18 protein-coding genes are annotated in these 17,418 nt (G+C 60.6%); 11 read left to right on the top strand and 7 right to left on the bottom strand.

The genetic code is table 11. The features are described from left to right. Window positions 1-23 precede the first annotated feature (23 nt). Entirely contained in the window at window positions 24-293 is a 270-nt protein-coding gene (locus B7L09_RS29895; protein ID WP_094471833.1) for a hypothetical protein, read from the top strand. On the opposite strand, the gene B7L09_RS29890 is transcribed toward B7L09_RS29895, so the two are convergent. From B7L09_RS29890 to B7L09_RS29880, 3 genes are all read right to left on the bottom strand, one after another. Continuing rightward, a complete protein-coding gene (locus B7L09_RS29890) occupies window positions 290-928 on the bottom strand; it encodes a Vgb family protein (RefSeq protein WP_094471832.1) in 639 nt (212 codons plus the stop codon). The genes B7L09_RS29895 and B7L09_RS29890 overlap by 4 nt on opposite strands. Window positions 929-963: 35 nt before the next feature. Continuing rightward, complete coding sequence (locus tag B7L09_RS29885; RefSeq protein ID WP_094471831.1) at window positions 964-2,184, bottom strand: helix-turn-helix domain-containing protein; 1,221 nt, start codon at window positions 2,182-2,184, stop codon at window positions 964-966. A 188-nt stretch (window positions 2,185-2,372) separates the two neighbouring features. Then, entirely contained in the window at window positions 2,373-3,203 is an 831-nt protein-coding gene (locus B7L09_RS29880; RefSeq protein WP_094471830.1) for a helix-turn-helix transcriptional regulator, read from the bottom strand. Window positions 3,204-3,337: 134 nt separating this feature from the next. Between B7L09_RS29880 and B7L09_RS29875 the strand changes: the two genes are divergently transcribed. The 3 genes from B7L09_RS29875 (at window position 3,338) to B7L09_RS29865 (ending at window position 4,720) form a co-directional block, all read left to right on the top strand. Then, entirely contained in the window at window positions 3,338-3,856 is a 519-nt protein-coding gene (locus tag B7L09_RS29875; protein ID WP_094471829.1) for a carboxymuconolactone decarboxylase family protein, read from the top strand. A 30-nt stretch (window positions 3,857-3,886) separates the two neighbouring features. Next, window positions 3,887-4,138: a glutaredoxin 3 gene (gene grxC, locus B7L09_RS29870; RefSeq protein ID WP_094471828.1), complete on the top strand. Its 252-nt coding sequence runs from the start codon at window positions 3,887-3,889 to the stop codon at window positions 4,136-4,138. A gap of 147 nt (window positions 4,139-4,285) precedes the next feature. Further along, on the top strand, window positions 4,286-4,720 hold the full coding sequence (locus B7L09_RS29865; protein WP_094471827.1) for a nuclear transport factor 2 family protein: 435 nt from the start codon (window positions 4,286-4,288) through the stop codon (window positions 4,718-4,720). A gap of 78 nt (window positions 4,721-4,798) precedes the next feature. Here the strand turns inward: B7L09_RS29865 and B7L09_RS29860 are convergent, their stop codons facing one another. Next, window positions 4,799-6,004 (bottom strand): NAD(P)/FAD-dependent oxidoreductase, encoded by a 1,206-nt coding sequence (locus tag B7L09_RS29860; RefSeq protein ID WP_094471826.1) that lies wholly within the window; start codon window positions 6,002-6,004, stop codon window positions 4,799-4,801. A gap of 257 nt (window positions 6,005-6,261) precedes the next feature. Between B7L09_RS29860 and B7L09_RS29855 the strand changes: the two genes are divergently transcribed. From B7L09_RS29855 to B7L09_RS29830, 6 genes are all read left to right on the top strand, one after another. After that, window positions 6,262-6,831 carry an RrF2 family transcriptional regulator gene (locus tag B7L09_RS29855; RefSeq protein WP_094471825.1) on the top strand — a complete coding sequence of 190 codons (570 nt, stop codon included), beginning with the start codon at window positions 6,262-6,264 and terminating at the stop codon, window positions 6,829-6,831. Window positions 6,832-6,864: 33 nt separating this feature from the next. After that, a complete protein-coding gene (locus B7L09_RS29850) occupies window positions 6,865-7,266 on the top strand; it encodes a hypothetical protein (protein ID WP_094471824.1) in 402 nt (133 codons plus the stop codon). An 11-nt stretch (window positions 7,267-7,277) separates the two neighbouring features. Beyond that, entirely contained in the window at window positions 7,278-7,817 is a 540-nt protein-coding gene (locus B7L09_RS29845) for an HD domain-containing protein (RefSeq protein ID WP_094471823.1), read from the top strand. Window positions 7,818-8,027: 210 nt separating this feature from the next. Further along, window positions 8,028-9,644, top strand: a complete 1,617-nt coding sequence (locus tag B7L09_RS29840; RefSeq protein ID WP_094471822.1) for an arylsulfatase — start codon at window positions 8,028-8,030, stop codon at window positions 9,642-9,644. A gap of 68 nt (window positions 9,645-9,712) precedes the next feature. Next, window positions 9,713-10,981: an OmpP1/FadL family transporter gene (locus B7L09_RS29835; protein ID WP_094471821.1), complete on the top strand. Its 1,269-nt coding sequence runs from the start codon at window positions 9,713-9,715 to the stop codon at window positions 10,979-10,981. Between the two features lie 49 nt (window positions 10,982-11,030). Next, the gene (locus tag B7L09_RS29830) at window positions 11,031-11,705 is read left to right on the top strand and encodes a DUF3313 domain-containing protein (protein WP_094471820.1); all 675 of its coding nucleotides are present in this window, start codon (window positions 11,031-11,033) and stop codon (window positions 11,703-11,705) included. 34 nt (window positions 11,706-11,739) lie between these two features. Here the strand turns inward: B7L09_RS29830 and ligD are convergent, their stop codons facing one another. Genes ligD through B7L09_RS29815 form a run of 3 tightly spaced genes read right to left on the bottom strand, consistent with a single transcriptional unit; the run spans window position 11,740 to window position 16,724 of the window. Continuing rightward, the gene (gene ligD, locus B7L09_RS29825) at window positions 11,740-14,340 is read right to left on the bottom strand and encodes a DNA ligase D (RefSeq protein ID WP_094471819.1); all 2,601 of its coding nucleotides are present in this window, start codon (window positions 14,338-14,340) and stop codon (window positions 11,740-11,742) included. After that, entirely contained in the window at window positions 14,337-15,329 is a 993-nt protein-coding gene (locus B7L09_RS29820; RefSeq protein WP_094471818.1) for a methyltransferase, read from the bottom strand. Before B7L09_RS29820 ends, ligD begins: the two co-directional genes overlap by 4 nt. A gap of 9 nt (window positions 15,330-15,338) precedes the next feature. Further along, on the bottom strand, window positions 15,339-16,724 hold the full coding sequence (locus B7L09_RS29815; RefSeq protein WP_094471817.1) for an iron-containing redox enzyme family protein: 1,386 nt from the start codon (window positions 16,722-16,724) through the stop codon (window positions 15,339-15,341). Window positions 16,725-16,916: 192 nt separating this feature from the next. Here B7L09_RS29815 and B7L09_RS29810 point away from each other — a divergent pair, with 192 nt between their 5' ends. Continuing rightward, a complete protein-coding gene (locus B7L09_RS29810; protein WP_094471816.1) occupies window positions 16,917-17,357 on the top strand; it encodes a cupin domain-containing protein in 441 nt (146 codons plus the stop codon). Window positions 17,358-17,418: the final 61 nt, after the last annotated feature.

The raw sequence follows: 17,418 nt of genomic DNA, 5'->3' as shown, positions 1-17,418 counted from the left end.
GTCCTCGCCGAGGAGCGCAGATCATGATCCACGCCATCAGCCTTTCCGTAAGCTTCCCGGTGTTCGGCAACAACTTCTATTCGCAGCCATTCGTCTCTCGCAAAGAGCTGTCACTGGTGTTCGACAAAAACTTCGAGGCATTGCTGATACCGGCTGCCGCAAACCACTTCAACAATGAAGTGGTCGGGCTCAACGATCAGTTCCGGTTCCTCAATGACGTGTTGGTTGAACACCTGCTGGAGATCGAATTGGCCCAGAGCGCGCCCCGGTCTTCGCGTCAGTTCACGTTTTAGGATGAGGCGGGCCGACGAACGGCCCTCACCTTCCCGCTATTGCCACCGCCACAGAAAAACCGGTCCGCGCCATCGGATTCAAGCCCCGATACGCCGACACCGGCTGGCAGCGTGACACTTTGCAGCACCTCCCCGGTGTTCGGATCTACTCGCCGCAATTCACTTTCCTCTTCTTCCCAGGTGCCGTGCCACAGCGCCCCTTCAACCCAAGTCACCCCGGTGACGAAACGGTTAGACTCGATCGTGCGAAGAATCTTGCCGGTATCAGGGTCGATTTGATGGATCTTGCGTTCGCGATACTGGCCCACCCAAAGCGTGCCTTCAGCCCAGGCCAGCCCTGAGTCACCACCGCCGCCGGGCGCCGCAATGGTGCATCGATCTTNCCGCAATGGTGCATCGATCTTCTGAATGCGATCCTCGGCGATCTGGAACAGGTGGCGGCCGTCAAAGGCTGTTCCCGCATGCGCGGCGACATCGATGGAACGAGGTGTCTTACCGCTTGCCGGGTCGAGTGCATTGAGTTTTTCTCCGGAGGCGAACCAGACGTGCTCACCGTCATAAGAAACGCCATGCACGGTGTCGACGCCCGGAAAGGGTCCGTATTCGCGGATGATCTCGGCAGATGATTGCTTCATGGTTGCATCCTCTTCATTGGGTGGTGGGATGGATCCTAGTCACCCGGCACCCAAGCTGTGAGTAACAAAGTCGTCGCGAATCCCGGCAGCGGCGGCGTCATCCAGCGCCGGGCGCGCCCGCGACCAAACGACTGCACTTTGCCGGCGGTTGCCAGCGAATCGAGTGCCCGTTGCACCGTGCGCTGACTGGCCTTCAGCGCCAGGGCGAGCGCCGAACTCGACCACGACTCGCCGTCGGCCAGGAACGCGAGCAGCGCCGCCTGCGGCTCTTCGACGGGCCACGCCAGCACCACAACGTCGTCAGCACTCTGTGGTTTCAGCGCAAACCCACGCTTCGTCGCACTGACACCGGCCAGAGGCTTCAGCGCTGTGCGAAGCCGACCGATTTCGACGCGCAGTCTGGCGCGATGGGACTCATCGGTGAACTTCAGTCGAAAGGCCTGGGTGATCAGTGTTTCCCGCGCCACATCCTCGGGCCAGGCTTCGGCCAACGCCCGCACAAGGGTGAACAACACCGGGCGTTTGGCCAGGGACACTGACATCCCTGCGCCGCGCACGCCGTATCGGCACGCGTCGACTACCAGTGACGGTGAACTCAGCAATGCCTCCACCTCATCCAGCCGCAGGGGGCGTTCTTCACCCCGGGCAATCAATCGCGCGGCGGGCGTGTCGAGGACTTGAGCGGCGTGTTCAACCTCGGCGGTGAGCGCGGGAATACCGGCGTCTGAGGCCGCGCGCTCGGCCCTTTCGAGCGCAGACCGTGCCCTTCTTGTTTCGAGTCGCCGCACGGCGATCCCGGCCACCACTAATTCATGAACGACGCGCAATGCCGGCGGCAGCGGTGCGGGGTCGAGCTCGGCGAGCAGCGCTTCGACCTCATCGAGGGACCCGATCAACAACAAACGTCGAACCTGCAAATACCGCGCATGGGCCGCATTCGCGCCATCGCCATGCGCCTGCAAGGTCACTCGCGCCGCTTCGAGCGCCTTCACCGGCCAGCCGAGATCCCGTGAAGCCAGGGCGATTTCGGCCTCGGCGACCACGCACCGCGCCCGGGCCACAGGCGCTTTCGGACCAAAGGCGCGCGCGGCGCTGCGCACCAATGCCTTGGCCCGGACCAGATCGCCCAACTGCGCCATGGCGATGCCGCGAAGCGCCAGCGAAGGGGCATCGTCGCGCAAGGCAACCCGGTTCAGCGCACCGAGGGGATCGCCCGCCGCAAGTGCGTGCGCTGCGGCGGTGATCAGTGAGTCCATTTGGATTGCGCCACAGGTGTCACTCCCACGGTTCGGTGCCCGTAGATGAGTCTATCTCACGCCCACGAAACCTGTGGGAGCGAGCTTGCTCGCGAATTGGCCGGCACATCCAACATCGATGGCGACTGATCCACCGCCATCGCGAGCAAGCTCGCTCCCACAGGGATTGTGTTTAACCGGCCTGAGGGTCACCGCGGGCGTTTTGCCTCTTGCACCCACTCGCGCGGGCTGCTGCCGGTTTTGCGCCGGAACGCCCGGGCCAGCGCCGAAGGGCTTTCGTAGCCGACTTCATCGGCGATCAGCGCGATGGACTTGCCTTCACGCAAGCGTTTCTGCGCCAGGCTGATCCGCCAGCTCACCAGATAGTCGACCGGCGTCTGCCCCACCACCGAGCGAAAGTAGTCGGCGAAACTGGCCCGAGACATGTTGGCCGCCGCCGACAGTTCGGCTACGGTCCAGGCCTTGCCGGGCGCATCGTGCATCAGGCTCAAGGGTCTTGCCAGACGCGGGTCGGCGAGACCGGCCATCATCCCGGGCGTCTGGTCACGGCTGGTGAGGATGTGCCGCAACAACTGAATCACCAGCAGTTCGAACAGCCGATCCATCATCGCTTCGCGTCCACAAATGCCGCCGAACGCCTCGCTGAACAGCCAGTCCAGCGTGCCGGCCAGGGTCGGGATGCTGTCGAGTTTGAGCACCAGGTACTCAGGCAGCGCGGCCGCCAGGGCATTGCCCGCCCCACCGTCAAATTCCAGAGACGCGCACACCAACTGAGTGCCTGACGCTTCGCTGGCGAACAACCGGTGACGATAAGGACGCGGAAAAAAAATCAACGTCGGCTCATTGAGTTGCAGGACGCGCTCATCCGCCAACTTGAGCGTCAGTTCGCCGGCCTGAAGCAAATGCAGGTGCCCGGTGGCCTGCTCGCCATCAAACGCCGTGACGCCGCAAAATTCGCCACTGTGGAAGGTTCCGGCACTGACACCGAAATGCGTGAGCAAAGTGGACAAGCGATCCATGGAACGACTCCCCGGGACAAATCTGGACGATCTGTCGCATATCCTCGACGATTTGCACCCTCAAGGCCAGCATTCATCCCTAGCATGGACCCCGTACCCAGCGCATACCGCGCCTGAATCGACGGAGTCTCACCATGAGCCGCATCGCCCCCCTGAACCTTGAACACGCCACCGACACCACTCGCCCGCTGCTGGAAGGCGTGCAGAAAAAAATCGGCTTCTTGCCCAACGTCTTCAAGACGCTGGCCCATGCCCCCGCCGTGCTGTCGGCCTATCTGCAACAGTCGGTGGCCTTGGGCAAAACATCCCTGAGCGCCCCTGAAAAAGAAGCCATCTTCCTCGCCACCTCGCAGGTCAATGGTTGCGACTATTGCCTGGCGGCCCACACCCTGTTTGCCGGCAAGGCCGGGCTGTCCGCACAAGACATCGTCAGTGCTCGACACGGTCAACTCAATGCGTTTGCCACGCTGGCCCAGCAAATCACCGAAAGTCGCGGCCACCTGAGCAACGAACAGATTGCAGCGGCGCGTTCAGCCGGCATCACCGACGCCAAGATCATCGAGGTGGTCGCCCACATTGCCTCGCAGACCCTGACCAACTACCTCAACAACCTGGCCCTGACTGACATCGACTTCCCTGCCATCGATGCTTGAGGCGGATGTCTGACCCGAGGAGTACACCCCATGAACACTGTGACGCTTTACACCACCGACACCTGCCCTTATTGCCGCAATGCCAAGGCGCTGCTGGCCAGCAAAGGCATCGCCACCCGGGAAATCAATGTTCAATCGGACCCCGGAAAATTCCAGGAAATGCTCACCCGCAGCGGTCGTCGCAGCGTGCCGCAGATATTCATCGGTGACACCCATGTCGGAGGCTTCGACGACCTGGCCAAACTGGACCGTCAAGGTGCCCTGTTGTCGATGCTGGCCTGAAGCTGTAGTCCAAACCCCCTTCCCTTTACCCGGCAAGACTTCTATCAGCCCACAGAAGTCTTGCCTCGTCGTTTTGCCACTATTCATTTAATTTCTGCCAGGTTGTACGATGACCGACGAGTCATTCATAACAACAAGGAACTACCCATGAAAAAAGTGAAAGTGCTGATTGGTTTTCTGTGCCTCTTCAGTGGCTACGTGGCGGCAGCAGCTCCTGCTCCGGGCGAGAAGGATGTGGCGCTGGCGGTGGACCATCTGACGCAAGCCATGCTGAACAAGAACATCCCCGAACTGAAAGCGCTCACCGCTGAAAACCTGACCTACGGCCACTCCAGCGGCAAGGTCCAGGACAAGAAAGACTTCATCGCTGATATCGAAACGGGCAAGAGCGCTTTCAAAACCCTGGAAATGCAGAACCAGACCATCACCGTCTCGGGTGATGTAGCGCTGGTTCGCCATCATTTTTCGGCACAGGCGATCAAGGGCACCGAGGTGGTCCCGACGGAAATCGAAAACTTCCAGATCTGGCAAAAGAAGTCCGGAAAATGGCTGTTGGTCGGCCGGCAAGCCTTCCGCATCTGAATAAAAAAATCCCGCTCAAGGTGACTTGAGCGGGATTTTTTATGCAGGCAGTCTTATCGAAACAGCACTGCCAATCTCTTAGGCCACAACCGGAATCATCGGATCCGCAGCCGCCAGCGCTGTTGCGCGGTCAGCGGCCGGCGGGTAGATCCACACCGTGTTGATCTGGGTCTTGAGCGACTTGCCTTCCTGTTTGACCAGTTTGACCTGGCGATCCCAGCCCTCGGTGTAAACCGCGCCCCACGCACCCAGATCCAGACAGGTGACGTACTTGGGCTGACTGTACGCCTTCGGGTCCACGCCCAGGATTTGCGCAGCGACGTTGTTGCCGGCATGGCGCCCCAGCGAGATCGCGTGTTGGCAGGTCATCAGAGCGTAGTTGCCGATGTCATCCGTGGCGGCGTAAGCCACATCGCCGGTGGCGAAAATATCGTCCTGGCCGATGACTTTCAGATGCGCATCAACGTGCAGGCGACCGAGGTGATCGCGTTCAGCCGGGATCTGCTCGGTCAGCGAGCTGGCCCGCACACCGGTGGTCCAGACCACGGTCTTGGCGTCGATGCGTTGGCCATCGGCCAGGGTCACACCGTTTTCATCGACGGCAACGACCGACGACTTCAAGCGCCATTTCACGCCCAGCTCAGTGCTGGCTTCGGCGATCGACTGGCTGATTTCGCTGCCCATGGACGCCCCGACTTTTTCACCGCGATCGACGATGATCACTTCAATGTCAGCGTCCTCGCCGAGGATGGCCCGCAGACGCGCCGGCATTTCAGTCGCCGTTTCAATCCCGGTAAAGCCGCCGCCGGCCACCACGACGGTGTTGCGCGCTTTGCTTTGCGGCAGGTTGACCAGGGATTTCAGATGGTTTTCCAGGCGTACCGCTTGTTCGATCTGGTCCACGTCAAAGGCGTGTTGGGCCACGCCCGGAGTGTTCGGCAGCGCAAGACCGCTGCCGGTGGCCAGAACGAGTTTGTCGTAGCTGCACACTTGTCTGGCACCCGACGCATCGGTGTAGCCGACGCTTTTTTGCTGCACGTCGATGGTTTCAGCGGCGCCCTTGATGAACTTCACACCGACAGCATCGAACAGGTCGCCGAGGGGTGCCGCCAGTTGATGAGCATTCGGTTCGTAGAAGCGCGGACGCACCCGCAGCTCGGCCTGAGGCGCCAGTACTGTGACTTCTACGTGGTTGTGATCATGGATGTCCAACAGGCGCGTGGCGCTCAATGCCGTCCACATGCCACCGAAACCTGCGCCGATGACCAGAATGTGCTGTTTCATTGTTTTAACTCCAAAGAAGACCAAAGACTGAACTCGTCGCCGAGTTGACAACGGCGACTATAGTGATCCGAGTTATAAGGCGCAATGACCTTCTATCGATGGTTATCATCACAAATACAGATACCTCGACAATCCAGGCACAAGCTTCTATCTATAAGCAGAACAGCATAGATAGTCGATCAACGCCATGCCGATGCTTCGTTGCACCCCCGACCATCGGCTGATAATATTGGCGACTCATTCAGTCGGAGATAACCATGTCTCTCTACAGCGCGGGCGTTGAGTACGGCATTCACTGCCTGCTTTTTCTGGTGGGCGATTACGGCGACAGCCGGGAGGCAAGCGTGCGCGACCTCGCTGAGCTGCAAGGTGTGCCACTGGACTACCTGGCGAAAATCTTCACCAAGCTGGCCAAGGCCAAACTGGTGGTCGCGACCGAGGGCGTGCGCGGCGGGTTCAAACTCGCGCGGCCGGCGGACGAAATCAGCGTGCTGGACATCGTCAACGCCATTGATGGCCAGAAGCTCATCTTCGATTGCCGGGATATCCGTGGGCGTTGCGCGCTGTTTGAGGGTTCCCCGCCGACGTGGGCCGTGGAAGGTCATTGCTCGGTTCACGCCGTCATGATGACCGCGCAGCAACGCATGGAAGACGCCCTTGCCCAGCAGACCATTCTCGACCTCGCCCGCAGGGTCGGGCGAAAAGCCCCGGCCGAGTTCGGCACCCAGGTGGACAACTGGATCAATGATCGTCGGGAAAGGAAAACCGTGACCGGCACTCAGCCCGATGGCGAACAGATCATCCCGGTGACCGATATTTCCGACTGACGATTCGCTTGGGGCGCTCTATGATTAAAGCCCATGACGACCTCTGCTCCGATTCGCTCACCCTGCCCGCCCGGCGCCTGCATCTGCGGGCGAGACTCATTGCTGGAAACACCGGGCGCGGACGTGCGCATCCTGTTTCTGACCCGACAGGAAGAAAAGCGTCTGCTCGATCGTCTGGAAAATTTGCAAAGCCTGGCTGACCTCGAACGCTTGCAAAACCGCATGTACGCACAACTGGGCATCCGCGTGGACATCATCCCCAGCTTCAACGAAGTACGTACCATGCGCGGCATCGGCATCACCCTCGGCGAGTTGCCGGGTTTGTGCCGCAAGACCCGCCAGTCGATCCCGGCCGCGATTCGCCGCAGCCTGGAGAAACGCCCGGAGATCGCCTTCGAGATCCTCAACGCCAATGACCTGTTGCGCGACGCCTGAGGTCCGAACCGATGAATCCCCTTCTCGAATTCCCCGTTACCGACGAAATACTGACGTCCTACGCACTGGCGATCGGTAGCGATTTGTCGGGTTATCGCAATCACATTTACCGGGTGCTGAACTTCTATCGCGCGATCAGCGGCATTGAAGGCCTGCCCTCCGAAGCCGTGCAGATCGCCGGGGCGTTTCACGACCTGGGCATCTGGACCGATCAAACCATTGATTACCTGGAACCCTCGGTGCGCCTGGCCAGCGACTACCTCGCCAAGCGGCAACGCTCGCACTTGAACGGCGAAGTGACGGCGCTGATCCTGGAACACCACAAAGTGCGGTCCTACGCTGCCGATCATGCGCTCAGCGTCGAGCCCTTCCGGCGCGCCGATATCATTGATGTTTCGCTCGGCCTGATGACGTTCGGCCTGCCACGGGCCTACATCAAAACGGTGAAGGCGGCGCTGCCCAATCATGGCTTTCACGGGATGCTGCTCCGGCAAACCGCACGGCAGTTTCTGCGTTCGCCACTCAAGCCGCTGCCAATGTTTCGCTGGTGATGCAGGTGTTGCCTATCGCACCTTGCGCAACAGAAAGTGCGACAACGCCGGGATCAGCACCGCTGTAAAGCCCATGAGACAAGTGCATACGGCGGCAATTTTTTACTGGAAATTTACCAGTTCATACCTACGCTCTTGCGGGGGATACGCATTTTAGAAAGGTCGGGGGGGTCGGTCTTCGTTACTTACGTCAGTAGGCAGGAGCGTCACATGAACCAGACAAAATTCTCCCGTTTGTTAGCTGCTTCAATGGTGTTGTCTGCAATGGTTCTACCCGGCATCACCCAAGCGGCCGACAAACCCGCCCCCAACATCGTGGTCATCATGGGCGACGATATCGGCTGGTCCAATATCGGCGTCTACAACCAGGGCATGATGGCCGGCCGGACCCCCAACCTCGACCAACTCGCCGCTGAAGGCATGCGTTTTACCGACTACTACGCCGAGGCCAGTTGCACCGCCGGGCGTGCCAATTTCATTACCGGTGAACTGCCGATCCGCACCGGCATGACAACGGTCGGCCAGGCAGGTTCTCCTGTCGGTATTCCCGCCGAAGCAGTCACCATTGCCACCGCGCTCAAGGCCATGGGTTATTCCACCGGCCAGTTCGGCAAAAACCACCTCGGCGACTTGAACGAATTTCTGCCCACCGTGCACGGGTTCGACGAGTTCTTTGGTTACCTCTATCACCTCGACGCCATGGAAGACCCGGCGCACCCCAATTATCCGCAAGAACTTCTGGCCACCGTCGGCCCGCGCAACATGGTCCACAGCTGGGCGACCGCCACCGACGATACGACGGTGATGCCGCGCTGGGGCAAGGTCGGCAAACAGAAAATCGAAGACGCCGGCACGCTCTATCCCGAGCGGATGAAAACCGTCGACGACGAAATCCGCGACAAGGCTTTCACCTTCATCGACAAGGCCAAGACCGATAACAAACCGTTCTTCCTGTGGCTGAACCCGACCCGCATGCACATCGTCACGCACCTGTCCGACAAGTACGAAGCGATGCGCAATTCGCAGAATGGCTGGTCGGAGCAGGAAGCCGGCATGGCGCAGCTCGATGACATCGTCGGCGACGTCATGGCCAAGCTGAAAAAAGACGGCATGGATGACAACACCATCGTGATTTTCACCACCGACAACGGCGCGGAAAACTTCACTTGGCCGGATGGCGGCACCACACCGTTTGCCATGGGCAAAGGCACCGTAATGGAAGGTGGTTTCCGGGTGCCGGCGATCGTTCGCTGGCCTGGCAATGTACCGGCCAACACCGTGGCCAACGGCATCATGTCCGGGATGGACTGGTTCCCGACCCTCATCGCGGCGGCCGGTAACCCAAACATTACCCAGGAACTGCTCAAGGGAAAACAACTGGGCGACCGCACCTACAAAGTGCACCTGGACGGCTATGACCAGACGCCGATGATCACCGGCAAAGGTCCGTCGACTCGAAACGAAATCTTCTACTTTGGTGAGAGTGCGCTGGGCGCGGTGCGAATCGGCGACTACAAGTATCGCTTTATCGACCAGCCAGGCGGGTGGATGGGCGCCAAAGTGGCGGTCGACGTACCGATCCTGACCAATCTTCGCCTTGATCCGTTCGAACGTATGGGCTGGCCGGAAAACCAGGCGGCTCAAGGTTCCCAGCAGTACTTCGACTGGTTCAAGTTTCAGTTCTGGCGCTTCGTGTTCGTTCAGCAACAGGTCGCCAAACTGGCTGAAACAGCGATTGAATACCCACCGATGCAAAAAGGCGCGAGCTTCAACCTCGACTCTGTCAAAGCCAAGATCGCCGCGGCTCGGGCGGAAATGGCCAAGTAGGCCGTCGATAGACGGGTGGCCAACAGCGGCCACCCGCGTTCGTGAAGGACATTTTCCGAGGTAGCGCCATGCAGCTAAAAACAGCCACCCTGCCCGCCCTCACCCTGTTTGCGCTGTGCTGCCAGCAGGCCCAGGCCGGCGGCATCATGCTCTATGAAATCGGCACAGATAACGCCGGCCTGGCCAACGCCGGTGCCGCCGCCCGGGCGCAGGGGCCTTCCACCATCGCCAGCAACCCGGCGGGCATGAGCTATCTGCCAGGTACGCAAATTACCGGCGGATTGCAGGTGCTCTACGGCAACCTGAGCTTTGATCGCGACTCAAACACCAACGGCACGGGCAGCGGCAGTGGCAACGCCCTCGACCCGATTCCCGGCGGCAGTTTTTTTATCAGCCATCAACTGGATGACCACTGGAGCGTCGGATTCGGCAATTACGGCGACTTCGGCTTGGCCGCCAACTACGACAACGACTGGTCCGGGCGCTACTTCGCGCAGAACGCCAGCCTCGCCGGTTTGTCTTTTGTGCCCAGCGTGGCGTATCGCTTCAATGAGCAATGGTCGGTGGGTGTCGGCGTAAAAGCCATGTACGGCATGCTGCAAGCGCAAACCGCTATCGACCGTTCACCCTTTGGCTTCACCGACCGCGGCGACGGGCAGTTCAAGTACAAAGACAACGATTGGGGTTTTGGTGCGAATGTGGGGGTGATTTATGCCCCGCAACCCGGCACCCGCGTTGGCCTGGCCTACACCAGCAAGGTCGACCTGGACTTCGAAGACCGGCTGGATGTGAAAGGCGACGGCCGTCTGCTGGAGCGCGTCAACAACACCAATACCCAACTCGACATGACCGTGCCGCAAACGGCGACCCTGAGCCTGTTCCAGCAACTCGACCCGCGATGGGCCTTGCTCGCCTCCGTCAACTGGCAGGACTGGTCCGAGTTCGGCGATATCGCGGTGCAAGTCGACACCACCGCAGTCGGTTCCCAATCGACCACGGTCGACGCTCATTTCAAAGACACCTGGCAACTGGCCCTGGGCGCGCAATACCAGGCCACCCCGCACCTGTTGTGGAATTTCGGCGTAGCTTACGACAGCAGCGCCGTTTCCGACGGTAACCGCACGTTTACCGTGCCCATGGGCGAATCCTGGCGCATTGCGACCGGAGCCACCTATGCTGTGAACAAGGTCACCGACATTAACGTCAGCTGGGCCATGGTCTGGCTTGGCGACATGCCGGTGGACCAGACCAAGTCCACGTCGGGCACTCGAACTTCCGGTCAGTTCGACAATGCCTGGATTCAAGCGGTGACCGGAAATATGACCTGGCGTTTTTGATGCCTGCAATCGAAAAAAAAACGGCTAAATCCATGGAGCACACACCACAATGAATCTGTCCCGGAAATTATTCATCGGCGTCGCATTGACCAGCCTGCTACTCGGAGGCTGCACCTCGAAAGTCACCGAAAAAGACCAGTACTCAGGCTTCCTGTCCAACTACAACAACTTGCAGCAAGTCACCACCACCAGCGGCGAAACTGCGATGCGCTGGGTGAGCCCGTCCTGGAATCCAAACGCCTACGACACCGTGGTCTTCAACAAACTGGAGCTCTATCCGGCGCCCAAGCCGAACGAGCGGGTCAATCAGCAAACCCTGGATGAACTGCAGAACTACATGACCAGCAAGGCCAAAGGTGTGCTGGGGCAGAAATACCGCGTGGTATCGAGCGAACAATCAGCGCCGGCCGGTTCAAAAAAACTGATCATGCGCGCGGCGATCACCGGGGTGAATGCCGAAAACGAAGGCATGAAATGGTATGAAGTGGTGCCTGTCGCGGCCGTCGTCGGTGGTGTTGCCGCTGCCAGCGGGCATCGGGATCAGGACACCACGCTGTTCATCGAGGCCGAGTTTATTGACGCCAGCAACAACCAGACCGTGGCCAAAGTCGTGCGCAAAGTCTTCGGCAGCACACTGTCGAATGCCAGTCAGAAGATCACCGCCAAAGACTTCAAAGTGGCGATCGATAAACTGACCAGCGATTTGCAGGCGTTTGTCCGGTAGCGGCNAGGCTGCTGCTACAAGGCTGTGTCGGGGCCTATTTTTTCATTCCGACCCGCCGACGCATGTCGGCGGTGATGGTTTGCCGGGTTTTCTTCAGGTTCGCCCAAGGTTCATCACCGACTTCGGCCAGTCGTTCCTGCATGTTGTGGATGTTCCACTGATTGCCGCCCTTCAATTCGGCCACCTCTTCACGAAAAATCGGCACTGACACCGGCAGCCCTTCGCGAGTGCGGGCGGCGTAGGCGCAAATGGTGGTGGCGCCCAGTCCATTGCGCAGGTAATCGATGAAGATCCGCCCGACGCGATTCTTCGGCCCTGAAACCGCCGAAAAGCGCTCCGGCAGCAACTTCGCCATGTGGCTGACGATTGCGTGGCTGAAGTCCTTCACCTCGTCCCAACCGAGCTTGCGGGTCAGCGGTACCACCAGGTGAATCCCCTTGCCGCCGCTGGTCTTGAGGAAGGCCTTGAGTCCCAGTTCATCCAGCACCGACAGCGTCAGCTGGGTCGCCTCCACCATGCTTTTCCACGGCAGCGCCGGGTCCGGGTCGAGGTCGAGAACGAAGCGGTCAGGCTTGTCGAGATTCTCCGTGGTGGCGTTCCAGGTGTGCAGTTCCACGGTGCTCATCTGCACGGCGCCAATCAGCGCTTCGGCGTTGTTGATGATCATCACCGGTTGGCCGGTGACGTCCTTGTCCAGTGTGGTAATGCCCGGAATGGCCAGGCGTTCGGCATTTTTCTGGAAGAACAGCTCGCCGGCGATACCGTCCGGGGCGCGCACCAGCGCCACGGGCCGATCCTTGAGCTCGGGCAGAATCCATTCGGCGACGCTGGCGTAATATTCCGCCAGCTGCACTTTGGTGGTGCCACTGCTCGCATCGATCACCCGGTCCGGATGGGTGATACGCACCTTGCCGTCGCCGAGGCCGATTTGCGAGGGCGCGGGCGCTGCCTTGGTGGGTTTCTTTTTCGTCGCGGTGGCCGGTTTGTCAGCGGCGGCTTTCTTGCTGGTCTGGGCTTTCACGGCTTTCGGACGCTCCTCGGTGATGCCTTCGGCGGGCTTGTCATCGCGCAAGCCATGGAACACGGCATGGCGCACCGACCCGTCCTTGGTCATCTCGGCGAACGCGACTTCGGCGAGCAAAACCGGTTTGAGCCAATGCACACCCTTGGCGTCGAAACCGGTCGGCGGATTGACCACCGCCGGCTTTTTCACCTGCAAGGGTTTGAGCTGTTCGTAAATGTGCTTGAGCGTGGTCTCGTTGAAACCGGTGCCGACCTTGCCGGCATAGCGCAACTCGCCGCTGTCACGGTCATGCAGGCCCAACAACAACGCGCCGAAGGCATTGCGCGCGCCTTTGGGATCGGTGAAACCGACCACGACGAATTCCTGCCGATGCTTGCACTTGAGCTTGATCCAGTCACTGCTGCGCCGGGACACGTAAGGCGACCCCAGCCGCTTGCCGATCAGCCCTTCCATCTGCATCTGGCAGGCACTGTTGAGCAACGCTTCCGGTTCTTCGCCGAACGCATCGGAGAAGCGCAGCAGCGGGTCTTTATTGGGTTTGAGCACCGTCGCCAGCGCGACCCGCCGCTCTTCGACTGGCACCTCACGCAGGTCCACGCCATTGAGGTAAGGCATGTCGAACAGGTAGTAAAGGATGTTGCCGCTGCGGTTCGATTCAAAGGCATTTTGCAGCGCCTGAAAGTCCGGTACGCCCTGCTCGTTAGCCACCACCATCTCACCGTCGAGCCAGGCCGATTCGAGGCCCAGAGCGGCCAGGGCCTCGACCTGCTTCGGCAGTTTGTGGGTCCAGTCGTGGCCGTTGCGGGTGAAGAGTTTCACCTCGTCGTGGTCGATACGCGCCATGATCCGGTAGCCGTCGAACTTGATCTCATAGCTCCACTCGCCCTGCGGGGCTTTTTCCACCAGCGTCGCCAACTCCGGTTTGAGCTGGTCGGGCAGCTTGGCCTTGTGAGCGCCGGTGAGTTGCGCCGATTGCTCTTTAGCCGCGACCTTGCGCGCCGGCTTCTTCACCGGTTTGGGCTTGGCGGCGGTCTTGGCCTTTTTGGGGAGTATGGTGCGGTCACTGAGCACGCTGCCGGGCTCGGCGGCGACCACGTCGTAATCACTTTCGGATTTCGCCGCGCCGTCCTGATGCTTGATCAGAAACCACTGCTCCTGCTTGCCCGGCATGTGCGTGCGCACCAGGTTCCACAAGCCGCCGAGTTTCTCGCCTTGCAGCTCGAACTTGAGCTTGCCCTTGGCATAGGCCTTGGCCGGATCTTCCTGGGGTATCCACACGCCCCGGTCCCAGACAATCACGTCACCGGCGCCGTAATGCCCTTCGGGAATGCTGCCCTCAAACGTCGCGTAATCGATCGGATGGTCTTCAACGTGGACGGCCAGGCGCTTGACCTTGGGGTCCAGCGAAGGACCTTTCGGCACTGCCCAGCTTTTCAGTGCGCCATCGAGTTCCAGGCGAAAGTCATAGTGCAACCGCGAGGCATCGTGCTTCTGGATACAGAACTGCAAGGCATGGTCTTTCGCGGTTTTTTTGGCAGATCGTTTCGCAGCGGGTTCAGAGGTCGCCGAGAAATCGCGCATGCGGTTGTAATCGTCCAGATTCTTGTTCATGGCGCACCTGCTGGCTCAACGCGCCCCCCAATTCCGGGGCCGATGCGCGTGACGATCAAGGCCACGACCGCAATCCGCTCCACCCGTTGATAGCCCGGTGTCAGCAACTCTTCACCGAACACATCCGGGTCGAGTTCGCGATAGGTCCAGCCGAACATCGGCGACTCGAGGCGCGGGGTCAGTGCCTCGAGAAACGGGTCCTGGCCATCGATCATTGCCACCCCGGTGTAGAGCACCAAAGAGCCACCGGGCGCCAGTCGAAGCAACGCCTGCTCGACAATGCGCAACGATAACTGCGCACCCAGCGCGCCGCCGCCATGCCGGTAAGCGCGTTCGGTGGGGTCGGCCATGTAGGGCGGATTGGCAACGATCAGGTCGAACTGGCCGTCGACATCCTGCAGCACATCGCTGGCCTCAACCGTGACGTTTGCGACCTCGGCAAGTGCCGCGTTGACCGCCGTCAAACGCAGCGCCGCAGGATTGATATCGACAGCCAGCACTTCGGCTTCACGGCGTGCGCGGGCAATCACAATCGCCCCGACACCCGCGCCGCAACCAATGTCGACGGCACGCCGGATCGGCGCGAAGGTTTGTTGAAGATGGGCATGGATCAGCTGCGCGAACCGGTAGCTGTCCGGTCCGAAAAACACCGCGTCAGCCGCGTCGGTGGGGAAGCCCGAGTGCACGAACAGCAAATCATCGAGGCTGGACCAGCGCACGCGGCTTTTCAGTCGGCCGTTGCTTTCTTGCAGCACGCCCGCCTCCTGCAACTGCCGCTGTTCATCGGTCGATAGCAGGCCCGGTTCGAACGAGCGCGACCAGCCGAACACGTCGCGCAAGGTCCGGGCGTTTTGCCCAAAGGCACGGTCGTTGACCCGCTGGTGGGTGAGCGGGGTCGGGGTGATAAACCGGTAACCATCAGCCTGCAAACGGCGGCCCAGCTGCACCAGCGCCAGATCGGCAGCGCCCAGTTGCTCTTCCTGATTCATGCCGTGCTCCTATCGCAGACTGGATTTGAGTTCGATGAACCGTCGCGTGGCCATCAGGCCGGCCGGATGGAAATGCCGATGGGCCGACAGCCACGGGATCAGCACCGGCATCTGCTCGTGCGCGGCAAGCCCCTCCAGCGAGGTTTGCAGGCTCTGGATATCCGGGTCGTTGTCGGGCACTGCCGGTTCAGTCGCGACACTCGTGGCCCGGCGAACCGCTGTGGCTGAGCGCTCAGGCGCCCAGTCGCCGGCAATCCAGTCATGCAGCAGCTGTTTTTCATAAGGGCTGAACACGCCGAACATGGCGGCGCCGTCACCCTCGATCAACTGCCAGAAACGGCTGGCTTGCGGGTCCTGCTGGCGTTTGATCCAGCCCTTGTTTTCCATGGCGGCGAGGAACCCTGGCAACTGCTCCGGCGCCGACAGCCATTGGTTGACGGTCTTGCCTTCAAAACGGCAGTAGTCGGAATGCATGTGCTGGCCGAACGGACGCTTGCGCTCAAGCATGTTGAGCAGCTCGGCGTCGAGGTCGAACGACTCGATGATCGCGCGACTGCCCTGCCCCAGGTCGTTGAGCCGATAACCCAGCGCGACCCGGCGCAGAAAGTCCTCACGATCGCCTTCCACCGGCAGCAGTTGCAACACCGACTGCACGGCTTTTTGCGCGTGGCCGGTGCTGGCGTTGTCGATGGTCACGTGCAGGGTGAAGTAGTACGGATCGATGCCCAATTCGCTGAGTTCATAGGCGCTGATCAGCAGGTGTAAGGGCAGCTGTTCGTAGCCGAGGTTGTAGCCGATCACCTCCGGCAAAAACTCGTCGGCGGATTCGCCCAGCGCCAGTTGTATCGCGCCTTGCAGGTAATGCTCGTCGGCGATCACCCCGGGGTCTTGCAGGCCATGTTCGGCGAGCAGCTTGCGGTAAATCACCACATGGTTCTGCGCCGGGTTGCCGTCGCCGAGCTCTTCCAGATAGGTGCAGATCAGCCCTTCGAAACGCGGGTCGCGCCACTGACGCAACAGGCCATACAACCAGGCGCCGTCGACCAGTTTGGTCGGGGCCACCGCTTGCAGGAAAAACAGCGCGTGGGCCTTGTTGCTAAAGAACTGTCGCGGCCCGCCTTCCTTGCGTTGTTGCAGGTAATCGGCGTATTGGCGGGCGACGTCGACGCTGTGTTGTTCGACGAACGATTGCAGCGCCGACAGGTCCGTTGGCATTTCTTGAGGCAAGGGGGTGGCGTGTTCGAGCTGCGCCTCGAGAAAGCTTCGGGCGAGTGCGCGCCGTTGCTCGGGGTCGTCGCCCAGCAGCAGGTGTTCATAGGTTTGTTTCAGGCTACCGGCGGCCGGGATCGGGTGTTCGTGGGCGGGCCGCGATTCAAGTCGTGTCAGGGCAGTCATGGGCGCATCTCTCGGTCTGAGGCCAGTGGCAGGACGCTGAATCAACACGTCTCTACATCAGCAGAGCGATTTGCCTGGAAAAAAATTCAATCGGCGTTGAAATCGCCCTGACGGACGGGCCTGCGGTGCGCGGCCCGGCGGATGCACGAGGCCTATAATCAGCGGGTGCGGGGTCATCTTCGGAGAGCAATCATGCGAACGGTGCACGTCATCGAGCACTCGCCGGCGCCGGTGAACGTCGTGGGCGAGGCGATCACCATCCTCGCGGGCGGCGACCTCAGTAAGCCCTTTGAAATGCATATTCAGGAAGGTGTGCAAGGCGGTGGGCCGCCGCTGCACTTTCATCCGTGGGACGAGGCGTTTTATGTGGTCGACGGCCAGGTCGAAGTGACCGTGGCGGGCAAGTCCACCACCGTCTCGGCCGGGGGGTATGTGCATATCCCCGGGGGTTCGATCCATGCCTACAAGAACATCAGCCCTACCGCGAAGATGATTGGCGTGGTGTCCGACCCGCGGGGCGGGCAGTTTTTTGCGGCGGTGGATCGGCTACGGGTGCCGGAGGATTTACCACGGATACTGGAGATTGCCGAAGCGCACGGGGTTATTTTCCTGGTGCCCAAACCACCATGTTGACCGCGTTATCGTTCTTCGCTAGCAGGCTAGCTCCGACAGAGGTTTGGCGCGCACCGCAGAT

The sequence above is a fragment of the Pseudomonas mandelii genome (assembly GCF_002251635.1).
Classification (GTDB): Bacteria; Pseudomonadota; Gammaproteobacteria; order Pseudomonadales; family Pseudomonadaceae; genus Aquipseudomonas; species Aquipseudomonas mandelii_B.
Note: the sequence above shows the minus strand (reverse complement) of the source record. Positions and strands in the feature narration are given on the sequence as shown.

What these genes read in the sequence shown, in the direction of transcription:
- B7L09_RS29895 (WP_094471833.1), top strand. Translation starts at nt 24, where the DNA reads ATGATCCACGCCATCAGCCTTTCCGTAAGCTTCCCGGTGTTCGGCAAC.
- B7L09_RS29885 (WP_094471831.1), bottom strand. Translation starts at nt 2,184, where the DNA reads ATGGACTCACTGATCACCGCCGCAGCGCACGCACTTGCGGCGGGCGAT.
- B7L09_RS29880 (WP_094471830.1), bottom strand. Translation starts at nt 3,203, where the DNA reads ATGGATCGCTTGTCCACTTTGCTCACGCATTTCGGTGTCAGTGCCGGA.
- B7L09_RS29875 (WP_094471829.1), top strand. Translation starts at nt 3,338, where the DNA reads ATGAGCCGCATCGCCCCCCTGAACCTTGAACACGCCACCGACACCACT.
- grxC (WP_094471828.1), top strand. Translation starts at nt 3,887, where the DNA reads ATGAACACTGTGACGCTTTACACCACCGACACCTGCCCTTATTGCCGC.
- B7L09_RS29865 (WP_094471827.1), top strand. Translation starts at nt 4,286, where the DNA reads ATGAAAAAAGTGAAAGTGCTGATTGGTTTTCTGTGCCTCTTCAGTGGC.
- B7L09_RS29860 (WP_094471826.1), bottom strand. Translation starts at nt 6,004, where the DNA reads ATGAAACAGCACATTCTGGTCATCGGCGCAGGTTTCGGTGGCATGTGG.
- B7L09_RS29855 (WP_094471825.1), top strand. Translation starts at nt 6,262, where the DNA reads ATGTCTCTCTACAGCGCGGGCGTTGAGTACGGCATTCACTGCCTGCTT.
- B7L09_RS29850 (WP_094471824.1), top strand. Translation starts at nt 6,865, where the DNA reads ATGACGACCTCTGCTCCGATTCGCTCACCCTGCCCGCCCGGCGCCTGC.
- B7L09_RS29845 (WP_094471823.1), top strand. Translation starts at nt 7,278, where the DNA reads ATGAATCCCCTTCTCGAATTCCCCGTTACCGACGAAATACTGACGTCC.
- B7L09_RS29840 (WP_094471822.1), top strand. Translation starts at nt 8,028, where the DNA reads ATGAACCAGACAAAATTCTCCCGTTTGTTAGCTGCTTCAATGGTGTTG.
- B7L09_RS29835 (WP_094471821.1), top strand. Translation starts at nt 9,713, where the DNA reads ATGCAGCTAAAAACAGCCACCCTGCCCGCCCTCACCCTGTTTGCGCTG.
- B7L09_RS29830 (WP_094471820.1), top strand. Translation starts at nt 11,031, where the DNA reads ATGAATCTGTCCCGGAAATTATTCATCGGCGTCGCATTGACCAGCCTG.
- ligD (WP_094471819.1), bottom strand. Translation starts at nt 14,340, where the DNA reads ATGAACAAGAATCTGGACGATTACAACCGCATGCGCGATTTCTCGGCG.
- B7L09_RS29820 (WP_094471818.1), bottom strand. Translation starts at nt 15,329, where the DNA reads ATGAATCAGGAAGAGCAACTGGGCGCTGCCGATCTGGCGCTGGTGCAG.
- B7L09_RS29815 (WP_094471817.1), bottom strand. Translation starts at nt 16,724, where the DNA reads ATGACTGCCCTGACACGACTTGAATCGCGGCCCGCCCACGAACACCCG.
- B7L09_RS29810 (WP_094471816.1), top strand. Translation starts at nt 16,917, where the DNA reads ATGCGAACGGTGCACGTCATCGAGCACTCGCCGGCGCCGGTGAACGTC.